We start from the raw sequence: 21,259 nt of genomic DNA on the forward strand, positions 1-21,259 counted from the left end.
AATCAGCACATGCTGGTTTCTTTTGTACATATTCCATAATAATGAAATGAATCAGGGGGCTGAATTCCGTGGCATTTGAATTTAAACTACCAGATATCGGTGAAGGTATCCACGAAGGTGAAATCGTAAAATGGTTTATTAAACCAGGCGATGAAGTAAATGAAGACGATGTACTTCTTGAAGTGCAAAATGATAAAGCAGTAGTAGAAATCCCTTCTCCTGTTAAAGGTAAAGTACTTGAAGTACTTGTAGAAGAAGGAACAGTTGCAATCGTAGGAGATACATTAATTAAATTTGATGCTCCTGGATACGAAAACCTTAAATTTAAAGGTGACGATCATGATGAAGCTCCAAAAGCTGAAGAAGCAGCAGTAGAAGCTCCAGCAGCGGAAGCTACTCCAGCAGCAACTGCAGAAGTAGTAAATGAGCGCGTAATCGCTATGCCATCTGTTCGTAAATACGCTCGTGAAAAAGGTGTAGACATTCATAAAGTAGCTGGTACTGGTAAGAACGGCCGTATCGTAAAAGCTGACATCGATGCATTTGCAAATGGTGGACAAACTGTAGCAGCAACTGAGGCTCCAGCAGCAGTAGAAGCTACTCCAGCAGCAGCGAAAGAAGAAGCACCAAAAGCACAACCAATTCCAGCTGGTGAATATCCAGAAACTCGTGAGAAAATGAGTGGTATCCGTAAAGCGATTGCGAAAGCAATGGTTAACTCTAAGCATACAGCTCCTCACGTAACATTAATGGATGAAGTTGATGTAACTGAGCTTGTTGCTCACCGTAAGAAGTTCAAAGCAGTAGCAGCTGACAAAGGTATTAAATTAACTTACCTTCCATACGTTGTTAAAGCTTTAACATCTGCATTACGTGAATACCCAATGTTAAACACTTCTTTAGACGATGCATCTCAAGAAGTAGTTCATAAACATTACTTCAACATCGGTATCGCAGCTGATACAGACAAAGGTCTATTAGTACCAGTTGTTAAAGATACAGATCGTAAGTCTATCTTCACTATTTCTAACGAGATCAATGATCTTGCTGGTAAAGCACGTGAAGGTCGTCTAGCTCCAACTGAAATGAAAGGTGCTTCTTGCACAATTACAAACATTGGTTCTGCAGGTGGACAATGGTTCACTCCAGTTATCAATCACCCAGAAGTAGCAATCCTTGGTATCGGCCGTATCGCTGAAAAACCAGTTGTGAAAAATGGTGAGATCGTTGCAGCTCCAGTATTAGCATTATCTCTAAGCTTTGACCATCGTTTAATTGACGGCGCAACTGCTCAAAAAGCGTTAAACCAAATTAAACGTCTATTGAATGACCCACAATTATTAGTAATGGAGGCGTAATAACAATGGTAGTAGGAGATTTCCCAATTGAATTAGATACAGTCGTTGTTGGTGCAGGTCCTGGTGGATACGTTGCGGCAATTCGTGCAGCACAATTAGGTCAAAAGGTAGCAATCATTGAAAAAGCTAACCTTGGTGGCGTATGCTTAAACGTTGGATGTATTCCTTCAAAAGCGTTAATCAATGCAGGTCATCGTTATGAGAATGCAATGCATTCTGATGACATGGGTATCACTGCAGAGAACGTAAAAGTTGACTTTACAAAAGTTCAAGAATGGAAAAACGGCGTAGTTAAGAAATTAACTGGCGGTGTTGAAGGCCTTCTTAAAGGTAACAAAGTTGAAATCATTCGCGGTGAAGCTTACTTCGTAGATGCTAATACATTACGCGTTATGACTGAAGATGCAGCTCAAACTTATACGTTTAAAAATGCTGTTCTTGCAACTGGTTCTACACCAATCGAAATTCCAGGATTCAAATACTCTAAACGTGTTATCAACTCTACAGGTGCTTTAAGCTTACCTGAAATTCCTAAAAAACTTGTTGTAATCGGTGGCGGTTACATCGGTATGGAATTAGGTACTGCATATGCTAACTTCGGTACAGAAGTTACTGTAGTAGAAGCTGGCGACGAAATCTTAGCTGGTTTCGAAAAAGCTATGAGCTCTGTTGTTAAACGTGCTCTACAGAAAAAAGGTAACGTAAATATCCATACAAAAGCTATGGCTAAAGGCGTTGAAGAAACAGAAACTGGCGTAAAAGTTAGCTTTGAAGTTAAAGGTGAAATCCAAACTGTAGAAGCAGATTACGTATTAGTAACTGTAGGTCGTCGTCCAAACACTCAAGAAATCGGTCTTGAGCAAGTTGGAGTTAAAATGACTGACCGCGGCATCATCGAAATCGATGAGCAATGTCGTACAAATGTACCAAACATCTATGCAATCGGTGATATCGTTCCTGGACCACCATTAGCTCACAAAGCTTCTTACGAAGGTAAAGTAGCTGTAGAAGCAATTAGTGGCCATGCATCAGCTATCGATTACATCGGAATTCCTGCAGTATGCTTCACTGATCCAGAATTAGCATCTGTTGGTTACACTAAAAAACAAGCTGAAGAAGCTGGAATGACTGTAACTGTATCTAAGTTCCCATTCGCTGCTAACGGTCGTGCATTATCATTAAACAGCACTGACGGTTTCCTACAACTTGTAACACGTAAAGAAGATGGTCTTCTTGTAGGTGCTCAAGTTGCAGGTGCAGGTGCTTCTGATATTATCTCTGAGATTGGTTTAGCTATCGAAGCTGGAATGACAGCTGAAGATATCGCTCAAACAATCCATGCTCACCCAACATTAGGTGAAATCACAATGGAAGCAGCTGAAGTTGCTCTTGGAATGCCAATTCACATTGTAAAATAATTTAAGTAATGTAAATAGCCCCTCTCTTATTGTAAGAGAGGGGCTATTTTTATTTTCATCAAATGACTTGCAAGGTCTTTAAACGTACTTGTCGAATGAATATATAATACTTTAACAAATGATTTAGGCGTAACTTACTTCAAAGGTAATATATATCATCCTATAATATGTAATTGATTCAAACTTAACCCCATATATTAATAAAATAGAGCATGTCAAAGGAGAAGGTTCCATGAAAATATTACATGTTATATTTTATCATTTACTACTATGGAGTGGCTTTTCCACTGTATTAACATTATCGAATGGTGATAAGTTTCATTATAAAGTTATTCTTTTTTTCGTATTCCTGTATTTAGCCTATGTAATAGCGTATTTTGTATTACACGTAAGAAAGCAAGCGTTATTTCTTACATGTTCGAATTGTATACTATTTTTAATCGTATTATTTATTTTTTAAATTAACGTTTATAAAAATACATTGTTCTTCCATTAAATAATTGTAACTCTCCTTCTAATTTCTTCGCTAAAAAACGGCAAAATTCATTTGCTTTCCCTTTGTCACCATATGTTGCATTAGGTGGTAAAGAAACTTGGATGAAAAATTGTTCATTTTCTATACCAACACCAATATAAATTGAGTCATACCGGTCGTGATTGGATTGAAGTTTTAATGTTGTTGTAGATGTATCTAAAATTTCATAAGGAAAAGCGGTATTTGTATACGTGTAATTAATTTGGGCACCAGTTTTAGAAGTAACTGTTTTATAATAATGAAAAAGTTGTTTTATATCATCTATTGAAACAGATTGTTGTTTGGATTTTGGTACAAGCGTAATAAAGGCGTGTTGCATATAAGTTCCCCCTAACTTAGTAGAATACTATCATTCTACATCCTACTGAATTTTTTGACAATTAAAAGGAGTATTACATGTTTTGTTTAATATACTATTAATGAAACGTGATGTAGAAAGGTGGAAACCAATGTTTGAAAAATTGTATGATGAGCATGAAAGTGTGAAGGTACGATTTTTAGGGTTTATGACACATGATACACGTTATGATTTTGGTGTTATTTATACAAATATGTTTTTTGGAAAACCGCTCATTGTTTGTATGCAAACAGGAAGGTCTACTTTACTCGGAAGAGATGATGTAGAGAATGTTCAATATATACAGGAGATTTTTAAATTAGGATCAGAAGAGGAAGCGAAGGAGTTAGCTCAGTTTTTCAAATTTCTAGTTCCGTCAACTTCTTTACATGCGGAATATGAAGAATAATTAATGTGAAACAGTCGTACTTATAAATATGGCTGTTTTTTATTTTAATATCGCATACTAATTAAAATTTAAAATATTTAATGTGTTATACTAAAAACCTATTGACGTAAAAAGTATAACATATTAAAATAAAGACAGAAAGTTAAGCGGTTACAAAAAAGTTTTTGGGATTATAAACTTAGGGGGAAATGAAAAATGGGAACAATCGTATGTCAAGATTGTGAAGGTACAATTGCACACTTCGAAGATGAGAAAGTAACGGTACTTTACGGGAAATGTGGATCTTGCGGATGTGATCACACAGAGCATACAAAAGCCCAATAATTGATAGGAAATGGACAGCTAAAAGTTTTTAGGACCATAAACTTAGGGGGAAATGAAAAATGGGAACAATCGTATGCCAAGTATGTGAAGGAACAATCGGACATTTTGAAGATGAGAAAACGACAGTACTTTACGGAAAATGTGGAACAAATTGTGACTGTGCTAGAAAAGATAATGCGAAAGCTTAATGATAGATAAATAGATTACTATTAAAACTCAGGGGGAAATGAAAATGGGAACAATCGTATGCCAAGTATGTGAAGGAACAATTGGACATTTTGAAGATGAAAAATCAACAGTACTATACGGGAAATGTGGATCTCATTGCGAATGTGACCATAAAGAACATACAAAAGCTTAATAATAAGAAAAAGCGCCTACATGTGTAGGCGCTTTTTTAATAAATTGTAGTTGTATGGCCAACTGTTGCAACGATTGCATCATCTCTAATTGGAATAAAGCTTATGGATGTCTGTGGTGTACTAGAAGAAGCGTATTGGCTCATTATACGGCTATCTATACGGGTAATAGTATCGGTCAAGAAAGCTGAAATAAAAGCGTAAGGGACTCGTCGTTCATTTAATGAATAAATAATTTCTTCTTTTGTTTTTACACCTACGCCATGTCCGTAAAAAAAGAAATTTCCTAAATAGATTGTGTTTTCTCCTTGCCACTCAATCGTAGCTGGATTCACTTGTGGATTTTTAAAGTAAACGAGGTCACCTGGAACAAGATCGCCACCGTTTTTTGTTATGAGTCTTAGATCTTGATCGTAGTCCCATGTATAAAGTAAAAGGTTTGCAAATAGACGATTGAAAGTTTCTTCCTCATACAATGATAATAAAGCTTTATAAAAAATAATGATCATAGCGGTTGCGCATTCAGTTCCATATAGTTTTCCGTTTTTGAAAATATCTTGTATGGCAATAGAAGGTGGTATGTTTGGAAGAAGCTCGAATCCTCCAAGGGATGTTCTTTTCCAATACTGGGGGTTGCAAAAGGATTGTTGAAATGTGCGAAACTGAAATCCACTTTGAAAAAGTTCTAGTGCAGAGATAATAATATTAACTCGTAAATTGAGATCAAAGCTGAGTTCATCAGCTGTTCGGAAGGAATAAACTTCTTGATTTCCTGCCATTATTGATAAAATTTGTTGTTTCTCTGCTGCAAATGGCTCATATTCATTTGTAATATAAGGATGTACAATAGAACGGCCTATTACAATCATAATAGTATCCCCACCTATACGTTACATTCTTTAGTATCGTATGAAGAAAAGGAAAAAAGGTGAAAAAAAAGCCTATCAACTGATAGGCTTGTACTCTTTAATAACACGTAATGTTTGTAATGTCATATCTTCAGGACCTTGTACAGGTAAACCTGCTTCTAAGTTTTTACGAATATACTCTAAGTTTTCTTGTGTAATAATTTCCCCCGGAGTAAAGATTGGAATCCCTGGCGGATAAACCATAACAAAATCAGCTATAATACGACCCGCTGCATTTTCAAATGGAATGACTTCTGTTTCCGAATAAAAAGCATCTCGAGGAGAAAGTGCTAGCACTGGAATTTCTGGAATCTCTACTTGTACTTGAACACCTTTATCTGCCCTATTTCTAAATGTTGCTGCTAAATCTTGTAATGCTGCAATAAGTGTATTTGTATCACTTTCTGTGTCTCCTAAAGTGATAAGACATAGTATGTTGTATAGATCTGAGAGTTCTACTTCAATGTTATATTGCTCTCTAAGCCATACTTCAGCTTGGTGGCCGGTAATACCTAAATCTTTTACAGATACAATTATCTTTGTAGGATCATAGTTAAAGGTAGCATCTGTACCTAACATTTCTTTTCCAGGACAGTAAAGATGCTCAATAGAATTTATAGCATCACGAACATGTTCAGCTAATTGTATTGTTTGTTCTATGAGTGCTGTTCCTTCTGTAGCAAGACGTTTTCTCGCAACATCAAGTGATGCTAACAAGATGTAAGAAGTTGATGTAGTTGTAAGCATGCTAATAATAGATTGGACATGTTTTACATTCACCAAGCCTTCTTTCACATTAAGAATAGAACTTTGAGTTAAAGAGCCTCCTAATTTGTGAACACTTGTTGCTGCCATGTCTGCACCAGCTTGCATCGCTGACATCGGCAATTCATCGTGAAAATGAATATGAACACCATGAGCCTCGTCGACTAGTACAGGGATGTCATAAGAATGTGCTAATTGTACAATCTGTTCTAAGTCTGCAGCAAATCCAAAGTACGTTGGGTTAATAACAAGTAAGCCCTTTGCATCTGAGTGCTCTTCAAGTGCTTTTTTGACAGATTGAATTGTGATTCCATGAGAAATACCGAGTTTCGGATCGATTTCAGGATGCATGAAAATCGGTTTTGCACCTGAGAAAATAATAGCTGACATTACTGATTTATGCACGTTTCGTGGTACTAGGATTTTGTCACCAGGACCGCAAACGCTCATCACCATTGTCATAATAGCGCCACTTGTACCTTGAATAGAAAAGAAAGTATGATCTGCACCGAATGCAGCGGCTGCTAAATCCTGTGCTTCTTTAATCATACCTTTTGGATGATGTAAATCATCGAGTGGCGCAATATTAATTAAATCAATTGCTAATGCATTATGCCCAATAAATTCGCGAAATGTAGGATCCATGCCCTGTCCTTTTTTATGACCAGGAATATGGAATTGAATTGGATTTCGCTTACTGTGCTCAACTAAAGCGGTAAACAATGGTGTTTCGTATTGGGACAATCTATACACCCCTTCTTCTTCATAATATTTAGTATAATTTGTTTTATATAATCCTGCTCTAAAAAAGGTAAGTTCTTTTTTTAGAATGAGGCTTGTTTTTCTGCCATTCAAAAAATCGGTTTTGAGATGGTAGCTTCACTTTATTTTCTATAAAACAAAAGCATTATATCACCAATAATTATAGATGTATAGAAAAAAATATTTTTAAGGTGAGTATGTTTAATAGTTAGCCTCAACTAATGAATAGAGGAAGACAATTCCATTAAAATGAATAAATAGTGTATAATGCAGAGTGGCTATAATGAAGAATAAAATATTCTCTTTAAGATAGCATAATGAAACAAGAAGAAATGATAAATGAGGTGCGAAATGGAATATCAATATCCGTTAGATTATGATTGGTCAAATGAGGAAATGGTTATTATTGTGAAGTTTTATGAAGCAATTGAGAAAGCTTATGAAAAAGGAATTATAAGAGAAGAATTAATGGGTTTATATCGTCGTTTTAAAGAGATTGTTCCATCGAAAGCAGAAGAAAAGAAAATTGATAAAGAGTTTCAAGAAGTAAGTGGATACTCTATATATCGTGCTATTCAAAGAGCAAAGGAAGTCGAAGAACAAAAGCTTGTAAAAATGTAAAAAATATTTTGAAAAATAAAAACTGAAGTGATATAATGTGATAACAACTAAAAACGGACAATATAAATTGTCCGTTTTCTACTATCGATTACAAAGTGCATATAAAGGAAGGAGTGATTGCATCGTAGATTCAATCTTAGCAAGGAATTGTTCGTTGGTCATTGCTGAAAACTCCTCTGGTGATATATGAATACCAACTAATAATTCTGCTTTTTTTACAGTAGCTAGTCGTTCAATCATCTTTTGTAAGTCTTCGGTTTCAAGTGTTTTATGTAATTTCACACTTGGTTTAGTATGGTCAATGGACCAAACGAAGTCATTTGGAATATTTGTTTTTAAATCATTTAAATGTTCTAAGAAGGCATGAGCCGTCTCAACTTTTTGTGGACACTCATAGATTAAACCAAAGTATATGAAGGCATGAGTACCCCATAAGCCGATTTGGAAATGCGGTAGCATTTTATATCCTCGTTTATTTGTTGAAAAAGCAACCCAAGTATCGTTTGGTGGATTGACTTTGCGACGTGCGTGTTTTGCAACATGATAAAAAAAGTTCTCATCAGTGTGTTGGGATAAGTATTCTGCAAATTGTTCCCCTAAAGCTTCTAGCTTAGGATGAATGTTCGTTTTAATTGCACTCATTCGTTCTTCGAGACCATCAACTGTAAAGACATCAAAATCAGTTGACTTGAATGTTTGTATTGTCATGATTGTTCCTCCAACTCCTATTTTGCTTTTATTTTAGCATAGCTTGTACTATTCATAAAAAAAACAGCACAAAAAAATTTAAATAAAAAAATATAATTTTGTTGCATAGATGATTTATCCAACATAGTATAGTATAAAACAAAAAATCAGAAAATTGAATTAATTCTAGTCCGAGGGCAGACGAATATTGGGAGGAGGCAAATAATATGAGACAGGTGATTAATGCGTTAAAGAGAACAGATGCCGAAAAGAGAATACCGGTGCTACGTTTGGAGCTAGATTATGAATTAGCAACTTTATATGATGCGATGATGGAAGATGATAAACAGAAAAAAGAAGAGTGTGTACAAAAGTTAGAAGTGTTAAGACTTGAAATGATTCGTTTAGAAGCGTAATAATAGTATATGTATAAAAAATTAGTTGGTGCGAACCTTATAAAGGGTTCGTTTTTTCTGTGAACAGTAAAGATCGGAGTGTTTAAACATGCAAGAAGTATGGAAAGACATCGATGCACACGCCAAACGGTGGATTCGGGATGCAGGAGAGCATTTAATAGCATCCATGAAAAAAGCACTTATTATAGAAACAAAATCCAATGCAGCTGACTTAGTTACAAATATGGACCGAGAGATAGAACAGTTTTTAATTGGGAAAATTAAAGAAACATTCCCGAATCATAATATTTTAGGAGAAGAAGGTTATGGAGACGAGATAACGTCTTCTGACGGGGTTGTTTGGTTAATTGATCCAATTGACGGCACGATGAACTTTGTTCATCAAAAAAGAAATTTTGCAATTTCAATTGGGATTTATGAGAACGGTATCGGAAAGATTGGACTTATTTATGATCCAGTACATGATGAACTATATCATGCAGTCAAGGGATCTGGAGCTTTTTGTAATGATATATCAATTCCTCCATTGGAAAAAGGAACTGTAGAGCAAGGTATTGTAGCTTTAAATGCGATATGGCTTACAGATAATCCATTGCTTAATATGGAAAGTATGATGGCACTTGTTAAGAAAGCAAGGGGCACGAGATCGTATGGCTGTGCAGCGTTAGAGATGGTGTACGTTGCAACAGGAAGAATAGATGCATATGTAACGCCGAGATTATCACCATGGGATTTTGGCGGAGGACAGATAATTGTAGAAGAAGTTGGAGGGAAGGTAACGACATTCTCTGGAGCGTCACTTTCTATCATAGAGAAGAGCAGTGTGCTAGTTGCAAAACCAGGAGTGTATGAAGAAGTGTTATCTTTTATATCAGAGCCACAAAAAAAGTAAGAGGCTATGTATAAGCTTCTTACTTTTTAGCGTTATTGTGATTTGCGCATTTTTCTTTTTGTTACAAAACCGTATCCAACTGCAACAAATGTACCGATAATGCAAATAATAATACCGATTGGACTATTTTCAGCAATCATAATGCCGATACCGATTAAGAAAATAACACCGATAATTGCGGTTAATAAAAAGCGATATTGAATGTGTTCCATTTCTTCACCCTCCAATCTCATTTTACTTTCACAAAAGTAAGAATACAACTATATTTTCATTCTTGCTTTTATTTTAATTGCTATTGTATCCCCTTCGCTCTTATAATAGAGAAGGATTAAAAAGACATTAGGAGTTGGACATGTTGAAAAAACGACAAGATTTACGTAATATAGCAATTATTGCCCACGTTGACCATGGTAAAACAACACTTGTTGACCAGTTATTACGTCAAGCGGGGACATTCCGTGCGAATGAACATATTGAAGAACGCGCAATGGATTCAAATGATCTAGAAAGAGAACGCGGTATTACAATTTTAGCGAAGAATACAGCGATTCACTATGAAGATAAAAGAATTAACATTTTAGATACACCAGGTCACGCTGACTTCGGTGGAGAAGTAGAACGTATCATGAAAATGGTTGATGGTGTTCTACTTGTTGTTGATGCATATGAAGGTTGTATGCCACAAACACGATTTGTTTTAAAGAAAGCTCTTGAGCAAAACTTAACTCCAATCGTTGTTGTAAACAAAATTGACCGTGACTTCGCTCGTCCTGATGAAGTAGTTGATGAAGTAGTTGACTTATTCATCGAACTTGGTGCAAACGAAGATCAATTAGAGTTCCCAGTTGTATTTGCATCAGCAATGAACGGAACAGCAAGCTTGGATTCAAATCCGGCAAATCAAGAAGAGAATATGAAATCATTATTCGATACAATTATCGAACATATTCCAGCACCAGTTGATAACAGCGAAGAGCCACTTCAATTCCAAGTAGCACTTCTTGATTACAACGACTACGTTGGACGTATTGGAGTTGGACGCGTATTCCGCGGTACAATGAAGGTTGGACAACAAGTTGCTTTAATGAAAGTTGACGGAAGTGTAAAACAATTCCGCGTAACGAAATTATTCGGTTACATTGGATTAAAACGTCAAGAAATTGAAGAAGCAAAAGCTGGAGATTTAGTAGCTGTTTCAGGTATGGAAGACATCAACGTAGGTGAAACGGTATGTCCGGTTGAGCATGAAGAGGCTTTACCATTATTACGTATTGATGAGCCAACGCTACAAATGACATTCCTTGTAAATAACAGCCCATTTGCAGGTCGTGAAGGTAAATTTATTACATCTCGTAAAATTGAAGAGCGTCTTCGTTCACAATTAGAAACAGATGTAAGTTTACGTGTAGATAATACAGATTCTCCTGATGCATGGATCGTATCTGGACGCGGGGAATTGCATTTATCTATCTTAATTGAAAACATGCGTCGTGAAGGTTATGAACTACAAGTATCTAAGCCTGAAGTAATTATTAAAGATATCGATGGCGTAAGATGTGAACCTGTAGAGCGCGTACAAATCGATGTTCCTGAAGAATACACTGGTTCTATTATGGAATCAATGGGTGCACGTAAAGGTGAAATGTTAGATATGGTGAATAACGGAAACGGTCAAGTTCGCCTTACTTTCATGGTTCCGGCACGTGGTTTAATTGGTTACACAACAGAATTCCTAACATTAACTCGTGGTTACGGTATTTTAAACCATACATTCGATTGCTACCAACCAGTACATGCTGGACAAGTGGGTGGACGTCGCCAAGGTGTTCTAGTTTCACTTGAAACAGGAAAAGCATCACAATACGGTATTATGCAAGTTGAAGACCGTGGTGTAATCTTCGTTGAACCAGGTACAGAAGTATATGCTGGTATGATCGTAGGAGAACATACTCGTGAGAACGACTTAACAGTTAACGTTGTGAAAATGAAACAACAAACTAACATTCGTTCTGCAACGAAAGATCAAACTTCAACAATGAAAAAACCACGCTTAATGACTCTAGAAGAGTCATTAGAGTACTTAAACGATGACGAGTTCTGTGAAGTAACTCCAGAATCAATTCGTTTACGTAAAAAGATTCTTGATAAGAGCGAACGTGAAAGAGCTGCTAAGAAAAAGAAATCTGTAGAAGCATAAAAAAAACAGCTACCTTTAAGGTAGCTGTTTTTTTATGTTTATTTTTTAGAATATTTACTCTTTTTAGTGGACAGTATTTTTTTCGCAGGTTACTCTTGTATTAAGTACATAAAGAAATTTTGTTTTTTATGAGAAGGGGGGATAAATAGTGTTAGAAAGAATGTCTTTTTTTGCGAAATTATGTAAAGTTGATGAAAATCCAGAGTTAGGAATGTGGTTACTTTATGGGACGATTATTATATTAAGTGCTCTCGTCTATAATTTAGGATTTGCTAGAAAGTTGTCTGTACTAAAAAATATAGTAATATACATATCATTAGCAATTGGATGTACAGTATTAACCTTTTTTGCTGTATTTTTACCTGTTGGAGAAGGACTTGTTGTAGCGGCAATTGTACTTGGAATTTATAGATTGCGTTTGCGTCAAGCGAAACAACAAAAAGCAGGGTGAGGGGGCGAAGTTTTATGCGTTCAGTACAAGATGCACTATATAATTGGTTAACAATTAAAACAGTTGCGGAAGCACGTCCGGATGATAGTGCTGCAAAAGAAACGTATTTGTTATTTCAAAATATGATATATGAAGAACATAAATTAAAAGATGTGGAAGTTAAAAAGAACGAGGAAATGTATTTAATTACATATGAAATGAATGGGGAAAGGAAATCTGCAAGGTTTCCGCTAGAAGCCATTGATTGTTTCTTGGATCAAATGAATCTTGAGCCTGAAAAATATAAATAAGTCCTTATCTATATGAGTAAGGACTTATTTACATTTTACCAATCGTCTTCAACTTTTTTATCACGATATAATCGGAAATTACCACTTGCATGACGTTCCATTGTACGCTCTGCAATTCGTTCCGAACATTCCATGCACATATATGTATGAATAGGGCGATTACGCAGTTTTTTTGCCGTAGGATTTTCATCATCTAACATATCTTTTTTATCACAAATCATACATTTGACTCTCATTTCGTCACCTCAATACGAATTCTATCAGTATAAGTATATCATGGAAGTATAATGTTTTTGAATAATAGTGGGAAAAAATAATATTTTCGCAATTCGAAAAATAAGTTATGATAAGGATATACCAAGTATGTTTGGAGGTGAAAATATGGCGAATGTAGTAGAGCCTACTTTAACAGAGGGTTTAGTACAAACGTTGCGTAAAGAGTGTATTGTGATGATAGCAACGACAGATTTCGAAAAACAAGTTCCTAACGTAAGTGCTATTTCTTGGGTGTATGCAGTGAGCAAAACTAGTATTCGATTTGCAGTAGATCAACGTTCACGTATTGTGGAAAATATAAGGCATAATACAGGTGTAGTATTGACTATAATGGCGAATGAATCCGTATTTTCCATAAGTGGTGCAGGTGAAATTTTGACAGATAGAATGGAAGGTATTTCTTTGAAATTAACTGTAATAGAAGTTAATGTGCAAGAAGTACGTGATGTTATGTTTTATGGAGCGAAACTTGCAATTGAACCAACATATGAAAAAACATACGATCTTCGGGCGGCCAAAAAGCTGGATAACGAAGTGCTAGTAGGAATAAGAGAATTATAAATGTGCTAAATAAGAAATTCGTTTATTCACTTTTGTAATCGGTTATTGTGATTTAACGTTAATAATTATAATAAAAAGTAATATATTGAATAGAAATGAATAAAGAATAAATAAAAGGTTTAATGACTATGATTTTCGATTCTACCTCGTTTACACGGTACATATAATTATAACAATGGTTCGTCCATATTTTATGGATGAAACCCTTGTTCTACAAATTTAAAAGTGGAGTCAGGGGGTAACAGGTTGGATAAAATTTATGTGTTAGATACGAATGTACTTTTGCAGGATCCTTTATCTATTTTTTCATTTGAAACCAATGAAGTAGTGATTCCAGCAGTTGTATTAGAAGAGGTTGATTCGAAAAAACGTTATATGGATGAAGTAGGACGAAATGCTCGTTATGTATCTAAGTTAATAGATAAATTTCGTGAAATAGGAAAGCTGCATGAAAGTATCCCGCTAGAAAATGGCGGAACATTTCGTATTGAATTAAACCATCGTTCATTTGTGCAACTACAAGATATTTTTGTAGAAAAAACAAATGATAATCGAATTTTAGCTGTAGCAAAAAATCTATCTTTAGAAGAACAGGAAAAAGAGGACGGGAAGTCTGTTATTTTAGTAAGTAAAGATGTACTCGTAAGGGTAAAAGCTGATGCAATTGGTTTGAAGGCTGAAGATTATTTAAGTGATCGCGTAATTGAAGTAGAAAATATATATTCTGGCTTTTTAGAAGGATATATATCAAAAGAACAATTGGATTATTTTTATGAGAAAGGTGAATTGCCTCTATCTGAAATTGCGAATCACCCTTTTTACCCAAATCAATTTGTAGTAATGAAAGATGCATTAGGGGGCTCTAGTTCTGCGCTTGGCATTGTGGATCACTTAGGTAAGAAGGTAAAGAAACTTATTTTTCACAATGAACAAGTGTGGGGGATACGACCACGAAACGTGCAGCAAATTATGGGGTTAGAATTGTTGCTTCGTGAAGATATTCCGCTTGTAACATTAACGGGGAAAGCCGGCACAGGAAAAACGTTACTTGCGTTAGCTTCGGGACTTATGCAAACAGAAGACTTAGGGTTATATAAAAAATTACTCGTTGCAAGACCAATTGTCCCAGTCGGAAAAGATATCGGTTATTTACCAGGAGAAAAAGAAGAAAAGTTAAGACCATGGATGCAACCAATTTTTGATAACCTAGAGTATTTATTTAATACGAAAAAGCCAGGAGAGTTAGATGCTATTTTAGCTGGAATGGGTTCGATTGAAGTAGAAGCCCTTACTTATATACGCGGGAGAAGTATTCCAGATCAGTTCATTATCATTGACGAAGCACAAAATTTAACAAAGCATGAAGTGAAAACGATACTAACTAGGGTAGGGGAAAAGAGTAAGATTGTATTGATGGGAGATCCTCAGCAAATTGATCACCCATATTTAGATGAATATAATAATGGCTTAACGTATGTTGTAGAGAAGTTTAAAGAACAGCGCATTAGTGGTCATGTGAAGTTTGTTAAAGGGGAGCGATCTAATTTAGCTCAACTAGCAGCAGATTTATTGTAAAAAGGAGTGAGCTTAAGCTCACTCCTTTTCTTTAAATAATTGTAAATTTACGGATGTTCCGGATTGGATTTTGTCGATTAGATCCATCATTGAAATAGAGATGAACAGGTCCGTCTTCTTTTAATGGCTTTCCTTCTTTTGAAAAACCTAGTATAGCATTTTTGACAGTTTCTAATGGAAGTGTCATTGTATGATCTACAGTTTCAATTTCAACTTGCGTAGCGTCCTCTAAAATTTCAGCGTTAGCAAGGAATGGATGAAATGGTATACCAAATGTTCCAGTAATTAGCTGTTCTTTTTTATATTTCTTTACACTTTGTTGTATCGGCGGGAAGGCAGCACCATCACGAATTTCACGATCCCAATGTTCTGAAGTGTTTTTTAAATAAGTTTCTAGTTCAGACGTGTTTTCTCTAGTTTCATCAAAGTAAGTTGTCAAATCTACTTTTCGATCATCAAAGATCCAAACAGTTGGATCAATAGTGATTGGAAAACGTACTTTTCCGTTAATAAATAAAATTTCGCTCATTGTTGTTCCCCCATTTGTGTTATACTCCCACTTTTCAGTATAATAGCATTAGACACTGTTGTCACAAAAAATGTTTCTATTGCAATTTATTAAAACTATCGCTAATATTAATAGATAGGATAGAGGAGAGTAGGACGGAAACGGAGGGAATCAATTTGGCGTCTGAGACAGTAGCAAATCATCAGGAAAAGGCACTAGCCCTTCTACAAGCGGATGCAGAGAAGATTTTAAGACTTATTAAGGTGCAAATGGACCATCTTACAATGCCGCAATGTCCATTATATGAAGAAGTGTTAGACACACAAATGTTTGGACTATCCCGCGAGGTCGATTTTGCAGTTCGCCTTGGTCTTATTGCAGAAGAACAAGGGAAAGCAATGTTAGGTGAGCTCGAACGTGAGTTATCTGCACTTCATGAAGCGTTTACAAACAAACAACAATAACGGGTTCAAATAAGGGGGCTCAAACTAAATTAGTTTGGGCTTTTTATTTGTATAATAAAGCAGGAAGAATCAATGTACATATGGAATACAACAATAATTAAATTGAAACAGAAAGAGGAAATGAAATGAAAAAAGTATGGAAATCAATGGATTATTCATTGTTACTTCCTCTTGTTATCTTATGTGTGCTGGGAGTAATAATGGTATATAGTTCTAGTTCCATTGTTGCGATTTCGAGATTTGATAAACCAGCAAATTTCTTTTTTAAAAGACAATTAATTACTTTAGTTGTTGGGACAATAGTATTAATAATTATTGCTACTATCCCATATAAAGTTTGGAGAAAACGAATTTTTTTGTTGGGGAGTTACGGTGCTAGTGTTGCCTTATTAGCTGCAGCTGCCTTTTTCACTAAGAAAGTAAACGGTGCAAACGGCTGGATATTTGGAATACAGCCTGCAGAATTTGTTAAGATAACAGTTATTCTTGTCTTAGCTCATTTCTTTGCCAAAAGACAAGAAACGAATACACCTGTTTCCAAAGGGTCAGGTCCAGTACTTATTGGTGTTGGTATAATCATGTTTTTAATATTAAAGCAAAATGATTTAGGTACTGATTTGTTAATTGCAGGAACAGTAGGAATTATGTTTCTTTGTTCGGGAGTACAGGTTAACTTATGGATTAAACGAATTGCTTTAACTTCTATAGTATGGATTCCGGCACTATATCTTCTTGGTAATTATGCATTAAATCCATATCAAAAGGCACGTTTTTCTGTTTTCCTTGATCCGTTTAATGATCCTCAAAAGGATGGATTTCAATTAGTGAATTCATTTATTGGAATTGCTTCTGGAGGACTTAATGGTAGAGGTTTAGGGAATAGTGTACAAAAATATGGTTATTTACCAGAACCGCAAACGGATTTTATAATGGCAATTATATCTGAAGAACTTGGTTTTATAGGTGTAGCTATCATTTTAATCTGTTTATTACTTATTATTATTCGGTCATTTAGAGTTGCACAAAAGTGTACAGATCCATTTGGAAGTTTAATAGCTATCGGAATTGCAAGCTTGTTTGGAGTTCAAACGTTTATCAATGTCGGTGGTATGTCTGGAGTAATACCGCTAACAGGGGTACCATTACCGTTTGTTAGTTACGGCGGAAGTTCTTTATTAGCTAATCTACTTGCAATGGGAATACTACTCAATATTGCTAGTCACGTGAAACGACAAGAGAAACAACAGAATGGTCTAATGAAAGAAAGAGAACAAAATGGACCACATCTTGTAGTTGTAAAATAAAAAACACATCGTGCTTTAGAGCAGGATGTGTTTTTTATTTTCAAGTAGTTTTAAATATGATGTATTAATTTCTCTTTCAGTTAAAAGATGTATCACATTTGTTTAAATGTGATATACAATTAAGTTGTTAGAAAAGGAAGAGGTATGCTATACTATTTTTGTGAAACAAATTGCACAGAAAACTTATCATTTGTTAAAAAATAAGGTATGATGGATAAAAATAAAGTGAAGCTTTCTAAGTATAATATAATGTGGAAAGTGAAGAACTTCACGCTTTTTAAAGTGTGTATATATTTTATCTCTAGAGTGGTAGGAAAGTAGAGGGGGAAAATCATGACAAAGCTGCAACGTATTCAAAAAGTATTGGTAGCTAACCGTGGAGAGATTGCAATTCGTGTGTTTCGAGCTTGTTCGGAACTTGGATTAAAAACAGTTGCAATCTATTCGAAAGAGGATAGTGGTTCTTATCATCGCTATAAAGCCGATGAGTCCTATTTAGTTGGGGAAGGAAAAAAACCAATTGATGCTTATCTAGATATTGAAGGCATTATTGAGATTGCAAAAAGTAATCATGTAGATGCAATCCACCCTGGATATGGTTTCTTGTCAGAAAATATTCAATTCGCGAAACGTTGCGAAGAAGAAGGAATTATCTTTATCGGTCCGAAAAGTAAGCATTTAGATATGTTTGGAGATAAAGTGAAAGCAAGAACACAAGCGCAGCTAGCACAAATTCCAGTTATACCTGGTAGTGATGGTCCAGTAGATTCATTAGAAGAAGTCGAAAAATTTGCTGAAAAGTATGATTACCCGATTATTATTAAAGCGTCCCTTGGTGGTGGCGGTCGTGGTATGCGTATTGTGCGTACTAGTGAGGAATTAGGAGAATCATATAATCGAGCAAAATCAGAAGCGAAAGCAGCCTTTGGTAATGATGAAGTTTACGTCGAAAAATTCGTTGAAAAACCTAAACATATAGAAGTACAAATTTTAGCAGATGAAGAAGGCAATGTTGTTCATTTATACGAGCGTGACTGTTCTGTACAACGTCGCCATCAAAAAGTTGTAGAAATAGCACCGAGTGTATCACTTTCAGATGATCTGCGTCAGCGTATTTGTGATGCTGCTGTGAAGTTAACGAAAAATGTAAACTATTTAAATGCAGGGACAGTAGAATTCCTTGTAAAAGATGATGAGTTTTACTTTATTGAAGTAAATCCACGTGTTCAAGTAGAACATACGATTACAGAGATGATCACAGGAGTGGATATCGTTCAATCACAAATTTTAATAGCTGATGGACATGCATTACATAGTAAAATAGTAGGTGTTCCGAAGCAAGAGGAAGTGGTTGTACACGGATTTGCAATCCAATCTCGGGTAACAACTGAAGACCCACTAAATAATTTTATGCCGGATACAGGAAAAATTATGGCGTATCGATCAGGCGGTGGTTTTGGTGTGCGTCTTGATACAGGAAATAGCTTCCAAGGTGCAGTTATTACACCATACTACGATTCTTTACTTGTAAAAGTTACAACTTGGGCACTTACTTTTGAGCAAGCTGCTGCAAAAATGGAACGTAACTTAAAAGAATTCCGTATTCGTGGTATTAAAACAAATATTCCATTCCTAGAGAATGTAGTAAAACATAAAAACTTCTTATCAGGAGAATATGATACTTCGTTTATTGATGTGTCACCTGAACTATTCTTGTTCCCAAAACGTAAAGACCGCGGAACGAAAATGTTAAATTATATTGGTTCAGTAACAGTAAATGGCTTCCCAGGAGTAGGGAAAAAAGAAAAGCCAATATTCCCAGATGCTCGTATTCCATGTTTAAAACATTCAGAGCCAATCCAAAATGGAACGAAACAAATTTTGGACGAGCGTGGAGCAGATGGATTAGTAAAATGGGTACAGGATCAAAACCGTGTACTTTTAACGGATACAACATTCCGTGATGCACATCAGTCATTACTTGCAACTCGTATTCGTACAAAAGATTTGCATCAAATTGCAGAGCCAACAGCGAGAATGTTACCAAACCTATTCTCAGCTGAAATGTGGGGAGGTGCAACGTTTGATGTCGCGTATCGTTTCTTAAAAGAAGATCCATGGGAACGATTACTAGATCTTCGTGAAAAAATGCCGAACGTTTTATTCCAAATGTTACTACGTTCGTCAAACGCAGTTGGCTACAAAAACTATCCAGATAATTTAATTCAAAAATTTGTGGAGTGTTCTGCTCAAGCAGGCATTGATGTGTTCCGTATTTTTGATAGTTTAAACTGGGTAGAAGGTATGAGAGTTGCAATTGATGCTGTACGAGATACTGGTAAAATTGCAGAAGCAACAATGTGCTACACAGGAGATATTCATGATCCATTACGTAGTAAATATGATTTGAATTATTATAAAAACTTAGCAAAAGAGTTGGAAGCATCGGGAGCTCACATTTTAGGTATTAAAGATATGGCTGGCTTACTAAAACCAAACGCAGCATATGATTTAGTTTCAGCATTAAAAGAGACGGTATCGATTCCGATTCACCTGCATACGCACGATACGAGTGGAAATGGTATATTAACGTATACGAAGGCAATTGAAGCAGGTGTTGATATTGTCGATGTAGCAGTGAGTTCTATGGCTGGTCAAACGTCACAACCGAGTGCGAACACATTATTCTATGCACTAGGTGGAAATGAAAGACAACCAGATGTTAATATCGATTCTTTAGAAAAGCTATCTCATTATTGGGAAGATGTACGCAAATACTATGCACCGTTTGAAAGTGGTATGAATGCACCTCACACAGAGGTATATATGCATGAAATGCCAGGTGGACAGTATAGTAATCTTCAGCAACAAGCGAAGGCGGTTGGTTTAGGAGATCGCTTTGATGAAGTGAAAGTAATGTACCGTCGTGTGAATGACATGTTTGGAGATATTGTAAAAGTAACACCATCATCAAAAGTTGTTGGCGATATGGCGTTATTTATGGTTCAAAACCACCTGACAGAACAAGATGTTTTAGAGCGTGGACATGCTTTGGACTTCCCTGGATCTGTTGTTGAAATGTTCTCTGGTGATTTAGGTCAACCGTACGGTGGTTTCCCGAAAGAATTGCAAAAGATTATTTTAAAAGGGAAAGAGCCGTTAACAGTAAGACCAGGTGAACTACTAGAGCCAGTAGATTTCGACGCGTTAAAAGAAGAATTATTCCATAAACTTGGACGCGAAGTAACAATTTTTGATGTAGTTGCATATGCATTATATCCAAAAGTATTTATGGACTATGAAAAAGTTGCTGAGCTTTATGGAAATGTATCTGTACTTGATACACCGACATTCTTCTATGGTATGAGACTAGGTGAAGAAATTGATGTGGAAATTGAACAAGGTAAGACATTGATGGTTAAACTTGTATCAATTGGAGAACCACAGCCGGATGGAAATCGTGTCCTTTACTTGGAATTTAATGGTCAACCACGTGAAATTGTCGTGAAAGACGAGAGTGTGAAAGCAACAGTTGCACAACGTGTGAAAGGAAACCGTGAAAATCCAAATCACATTAGTGCAACAATGCCAGGAACGGTAATTAAAGTAGTTGTAAAAGAAGGCGATGAAGTGAAAAAAGGCGATTCTATGGCAATTACAGAAGCGATGAAAATGGAAACGACAGTTCAAGCGCCGTTCAATGGTAAAGTGAAAAAAGTATATGTTAACGATGGTGATGCAATTCAAACGGGTGATTTACTTATTGAATTAGATCACTAAAATAAAAAAAGAGCTTTGTAAATATACAGCTCTTTTCTTTATTGCAAAAAATCCCTTGCCGA

25 protein-coding genes are annotated in these 21,259 nt (G+C 35.7%); 18 read left to right on the top strand and 7 right to left on the bottom strand.

Annotation, left to right across the window (positions count from 1 at the left end; genetic code table 11):
- The first annotated feature begins 68 nt into the window (after positions 1-68).
- The 3 genes from pdhC to BM089_RS13895 all read left to right on the top strand — a co-directional run bounded on the left by pdhC (position 69) and on the right by BM089_RS13895 (position 3,236).
- The gene (gene pdhC, locus BM089_RS13885; RefSeq protein WP_000863420.1) at positions 69-1,358 is read left to right on the top strand and encodes a pyruvate dehydrogenase complex dihydrolipoyllysine-residue acetyltransferase; all 1,290 of its coding nucleotides are present in this window, start codon (positions 69-71) and stop codon (positions 1,356-1,358) included.
- A gap of 5 nt (positions 1,359-1,363) precedes the next feature.
- Positions 1,364-2,776 (top strand): dihydrolipoyl dehydrogenase, encoded by a 1,413-nt coding sequence (gene lpdA, locus BM089_RS13890; protein ID WP_000260104.1) that lies wholly within the window; start codon positions 1,364-1,366, stop codon positions 2,774-2,776.
- A gap of 232 nt (positions 2,777-3,008) precedes the next feature.
- The gene (locus BM089_RS13895) at positions 3,009-3,236 is read left to right on the top strand and encodes a hypothetical protein (RefSeq protein ID WP_000697470.1); all 228 of its coding nucleotides are present in this window, start codon (positions 3,009-3,011) and stop codon (positions 3,234-3,236) included.
- Between the two features lies 1 nt (position 3,237).
- Here BM089_RS13895 and BM089_RS13900 read toward each other — a convergent pair whose 3' ends face one another.
- Positions 3,238-3,630, bottom strand: a complete 393-nt coding sequence (locus BM089_RS13900; RefSeq protein WP_023522926.1) for a DUF1885 family protein — start codon at positions 3,628-3,630, stop codon at positions 3,238-3,240.
- A gap of 130 nt (positions 3,631-3,760) precedes the next feature.
- Between BM089_RS13900 and BM089_RS13905 the strand changes: the two genes are divergently transcribed.
- The 4 genes from BM089_RS13905 (at position 3,761) to BM089_RS13920 (ending at position 4,742) form a co-directional block, all read left to right on the top strand.
- Positions 3,761-4,057 carry a DUF3055 domain-containing protein gene (locus BM089_RS13905; RefSeq protein ID WP_000462038.1) on the top strand — a complete coding sequence of 99 codons (297 nt, stop codon included), beginning with the start codon at positions 3,761-3,763 and terminating at the stop codon, positions 4,055-4,057.
- Positions 4,058-4,252: 195 nt separating this feature from the next.
- The gene (locus BM089_RS13910) at positions 4,253-4,381 is read left to right on the top strand and encodes a GapA-binding peptide SR1P (RefSeq protein ID WP_000536778.1); all 129 of its coding nucleotides are present in this window, start codon (positions 4,253-4,255) and stop codon (positions 4,379-4,381) included.
- 59 nt (positions 4,382-4,440) lie between these two features.
- Complete coding sequence (locus tag BM089_RS13915) at positions 4,441-4,569, top strand: GapA-binding peptide SR1P (RefSeq protein WP_000536803.1); 129 nt, start codon at positions 4,441-4,443, stop codon at positions 4,567-4,569.
- Positions 4,570-4,613: 44 nt separating this feature from the next.
- Positions 4,614-4,742 carry a GapA-binding peptide SR1P gene (locus BM089_RS13920; protein WP_000536796.1) on the top strand — a complete coding sequence of 43 codons (129 nt, stop codon included), beginning with the start codon at positions 4,614-4,616 and terminating at the stop codon, positions 4,740-4,742.
- A gap of 36 nt (positions 4,743-4,778) precedes the next feature.
- Here BM089_RS13920 and BM089_RS13925 read toward each other — a convergent pair whose 3' ends face one another.
- Both BM089_RS13925 and speA read right to left on the bottom strand, forming a co-directional pair.
- On the bottom strand, positions 4,779-5,609 hold the full coding sequence (locus BM089_RS13925) for a protein-glutamine gamma-glutamyltransferase (protein WP_000635337.1): 831 nt from the start codon (positions 5,607-5,609) through the stop codon (positions 4,779-4,781).
- A gap of 75 nt (positions 5,610-5,684) precedes the next feature.
- The gene (speA, locus tag BM089_RS13930; protein ID WP_000084899.1) at positions 5,685-7,157 is read right to left on the bottom strand and encodes an arginine decarboxylase; all 1,473 of its coding nucleotides are present in this window, start codon (positions 7,155-7,157) and stop codon (positions 5,685-5,687) included.
- A gap of 369 nt (positions 7,158-7,526) precedes the next feature.
- On the opposite strand from speA, the gene BM089_RS13935 reads away from it, so the two are divergent.
- Positions 7,527-7,796 carry a UPF0223 family protein gene (locus BM089_RS13935; protein ID WP_000456546.1) on the top strand — a complete coding sequence of 90 codons (270 nt, stop codon included), beginning with the start codon at positions 7,527-7,529 and terminating at the stop codon, positions 7,794-7,796.
- An 81-nt stretch (positions 7,797-7,877) separates the two neighbouring features.
- On the opposite strand, the gene BM089_RS13940 is transcribed toward BM089_RS13935, so the two are convergent.
- A complete protein-coding gene (locus BM089_RS13940) occupies positions 7,878-8,504 on the bottom strand; it encodes a YktB family protein (RefSeq protein ID WP_000155318.1) in 627 nt (208 codons plus the stop codon).
- A 206-nt stretch (positions 8,505-8,710) separates the two neighbouring features.
- On the opposite strand from BM089_RS13940, the gene BM089_RS13945 reads away from it, so the two are divergent.
- Both BM089_RS13945 and BM089_RS13950 read left to right on the top strand, forming a co-directional pair.
- A complete protein-coding gene (locus BM089_RS13945) occupies positions 8,711-8,899 on the top strand; it encodes a hypothetical protein (RefSeq protein WP_001250164.1) in 189 nt (62 codons plus the stop codon).
- A gap of 88 nt (positions 8,900-8,987) precedes the next feature.
- Positions 8,988-9,791, top strand: a complete 804-nt coding sequence (locus BM089_RS13950) for an inositol monophosphatase family protein (protein ID WP_001158700.1) — start codon at positions 8,988-8,990, stop codon at positions 9,789-9,791.
- 32 nt (positions 9,792-9,823) lie between these two features.
- On the opposite strand, the gene BM089_RS13955 is transcribed toward BM089_RS13950, so the two are convergent.
- Complete coding sequence (locus tag BM089_RS13955) at positions 9,824-10,003, bottom strand: DUF5325 family protein (protein WP_000400123.1); 180 nt, start codon at positions 10,001-10,003, stop codon at positions 9,824-9,826.
- A 140-nt stretch (positions 10,004-10,143) separates the two neighbouring features.
- Between BM089_RS13955 and typA the strand changes: the two genes are divergently transcribed.
- From typA to BM089_RS13970, 3 genes are all read left to right on the top strand, one after another.
- Positions 10,144-11,988: a translational GTPase TypA gene (typA, locus tag BM089_RS13960; RefSeq protein ID WP_000914752.1), complete on the top strand. Its 1,845-nt coding sequence runs from the start codon at positions 10,144-10,146 to the stop codon at positions 11,986-11,988.
- Positions 11,989-12,136: 148 nt separating this feature from the next.
- The gene (locus BM089_RS13965) at positions 12,137-12,439 is read left to right on the top strand and encodes a YlaH-like family protein (RefSeq protein WP_000893662.1); all 303 of its coding nucleotides are present in this window, start codon (positions 12,137-12,139) and stop codon (positions 12,437-12,439) included.
- Between the two features lie 14 nt (positions 12,440-12,453).
- Positions 12,454-12,729 (top strand): hypothetical protein, encoded by a 276-nt coding sequence (locus tag BM089_RS13970; protein WP_090977166.1) that lies wholly within the window; start codon positions 12,454-12,456, stop codon positions 12,727-12,729.
- A 35-nt stretch (positions 12,730-12,764) separates the two neighbouring features.
- Here the strand turns inward: BM089_RS13970 and BM089_RS13975 are convergent, their stop codons facing one another.
- Entirely contained in the window at positions 12,765-12,965 is a 201-nt protein-coding gene (locus tag BM089_RS13975; RefSeq protein WP_002093346.1) for a YlaI family protein, read from the bottom strand.
- 145 nt (positions 12,966-13,110) lie between these two features.
- On the opposite strand from BM089_RS13975, the gene BM089_RS13980 reads away from it, so the two are divergent.
- The gene (locus BM089_RS13980) at positions 13,111-13,566 is read left to right on the top strand and encodes a pyridoxamine 5'-phosphate oxidase family protein (RefSeq protein WP_000024600.1); all 456 of its coding nucleotides are present in this window, start codon (positions 13,111-13,113) and stop codon (positions 13,564-13,566) included.
- A 246-nt stretch (positions 13,567-13,812) separates the two neighbouring features.
- Positions 13,813-15,141, top strand: coding sequence for a PhoH family protein (locus tag BM089_RS13985; protein ID WP_000358083.1), 1,329 nt, complete (start codon positions 13,813-13,815; stop codon positions 15,139-15,141).
- 31 nt (positions 15,142-15,172) lie between these two features.
- Here the strand turns inward: BM089_RS13985 and BM089_RS13990 are convergent, their stop codons facing one another.
- Positions 15,173-15,670: a molybdopterin-binding protein gene (locus BM089_RS13990; RefSeq protein WP_001289810.1), complete on the bottom strand. Its 498-nt coding sequence runs from the start codon at positions 15,668-15,670 to the stop codon at positions 15,173-15,175.
- 155 nt (positions 15,671-15,825) lie between these two features.
- Here BM089_RS13990 and BM089_RS13995 point away from each other — a divergent pair, with 155 nt between their 5' ends.
- The 3 genes from BM089_RS13995 (at position 15,826) to pyc (ending at position 21,197) form a co-directional block, all read left to right on the top strand.
- Complete coding sequence (locus BM089_RS13995) at positions 15,826-16,113, top strand: Fpa/YlaN family protein (protein ID WP_000135694.1); 288 nt, start codon at positions 15,826-15,828, stop codon at positions 16,111-16,113.
- A 125-nt stretch (positions 16,114-16,238) separates the two neighbouring features.
- On the top strand, positions 16,239-17,417 hold the full coding sequence (locus BM089_RS14000; RefSeq protein ID WP_016512362.1) for an FtsW/RodA/SpoVE family cell cycle protein: 1,179 nt from the start codon (positions 16,239-16,241) through the stop codon (positions 17,415-17,417).
- 333 nt (positions 17,418-17,750) lie between these two features.
- Positions 17,751-21,197, top strand: a complete 3,447-nt coding sequence (gene pyc / locus BM089_RS14010) for a pyruvate carboxylase (protein WP_000164055.1) — start codon at positions 17,751-17,753, stop codon at positions 21,195-21,197.
- Positions 21,198-21,259: the final 62 nt, after the last annotated feature.

Source organism: Bacillus sp. 5mfcol3.1 (assembly GCF_900114335.1).
In the GTDB taxonomy this organism is placed as follows: domain Bacteria; phylum Bacillota; class Bacilli; order Bacillales; family Bacillaceae_G; genus Bacillus_A; species Bacillus_A thuringiensis_S.

What these genes read in the sequence shown, in the direction of transcription:
- BM089_RS13955 (WP_000400123.1), bottom strand. Translation starts at nt 10,003, where the DNA reads ATGGAACACATTCAATATCGCTTTTTATTAACCGCAATTATCGGTGTT.
- BM089_RS13975 (WP_002093346.1), bottom strand. Translation starts at nt 12,965, where the DNA reads ATGAGAGTCAAATGTATGATTTGTGATAAAAAAGATATGTTAGATGAT.
- BM089_RS14000 (WP_016512362.1), top strand. Translation starts at nt 16,239, where the DNA reads ATGAAAAAAGTATGGAAATCAATGGATTATTCATTGTTACTTCCTCTT.
- BM089_RS13895 (WP_000697470.1), top strand. Translation starts at nt 3,009, where the DNA reads ATGAAAATATTACATGTTATATTTTATCATTTACTACTATGGAGTGGC.
- BM089_RS13915 (WP_000536803.1), top strand. Translation starts at nt 4,441, where the DNA reads ATGGGAACAATCGTATGCCAAGTATGTGAAGGAACAATCGGACATTTT.
- BM089_RS13900 (WP_023522926.1), bottom strand. Translation starts at nt 3,630, where the DNA reads ATGCAACACGCCTTTATTACGCTTGTACCAAAATCCAAACAACAATCT.
- BM089_RS13910 (WP_000536778.1), top strand. Translation starts at nt 4,253, where the DNA reads ATGGGAACAATCGTATGTCAAGATTGTGAAGGTACAATTGCACACTTC.
- BM089_RS13970 (WP_090977166.1), top strand. Translation starts at nt 12,454, where the DNA reads ATGCGTTCAGTACAAGATGCACTATATAATTGGTTAACAATTAAAACA.
- typA (WP_000914752.1), top strand. Translation starts at nt 10,144, where the DNA reads ATGTTGAAAAAACGACAAGATTTACGTAATATAGCAATTATTGCCCAC.
- BM089_RS13925 (WP_000635337.1), bottom strand. Translation starts at nt 5,609, where the DNA reads ATGATTGTAATAGGCCGTTCTATTGTACATCCTTATATTACAAATGAA.
- pyc (WP_000164055.1), top strand. Translation starts at nt 17,751, where the DNA reads ATGACAAAGCTGCAACGTATTCAAAAAGTATTGGTAGCTAACCGTGGA.
- BM089_RS13980 (WP_000024600.1), top strand. Translation starts at nt 13,111, where the DNA reads ATGGCGAATGTAGTAGAGCCTACTTTAACAGAGGGTTTAGTACAAACG.
- BM089_RS13950 (WP_001158700.1), top strand. Translation starts at nt 8,988, where the DNA reads ATGCAAGAAGTATGGAAAGACATCGATGCACACGCCAAACGGTGGATT.
- lpdA (WP_000260104.1), top strand. Translation starts at nt 1,364, where the DNA reads ATGGTAGTAGGAGATTTCCCAATTGAATTAGATACAGTCGTTGTTGGT.
- BM089_RS13935 (WP_000456546.1), top strand. Translation starts at nt 7,527, where the DNA reads ATGGAATATCAATATCCGTTAGATTATGATTGGTCAAATGAGGAAATG.
- BM089_RS13905 (WP_000462038.1), top strand. Translation starts at nt 3,761, where the DNA reads ATGTTTGAAAAATTGTATGATGAGCATGAAAGTGTGAAGGTACGATTT.
- BM089_RS13940 (WP_000155318.1), bottom strand. Translation starts at nt 8,504, where the DNA reads ATGACAATACAAACATTCAAGTCAACTGATTTTGATGTCTTTACAGTT.
- BM089_RS13920 (WP_000536796.1), top strand. Translation starts at nt 4,614, where the DNA reads ATGGGAACAATCGTATGCCAAGTATGTGAAGGAACAATTGGACATTTT.
- BM089_RS13945 (WP_001250164.1), top strand. Translation starts at nt 8,711, where the DNA reads ATGAGACAGGTGATTAATGCGTTAAAGAGAACAGATGCCGAAAAGAGA.
- BM089_RS13990 (WP_001289810.1), bottom strand. Translation starts at nt 15,670, where the DNA reads ATGAGCGAAATTTTATTTATTAACGGAAAAGTACGTTTTCCAATCACT.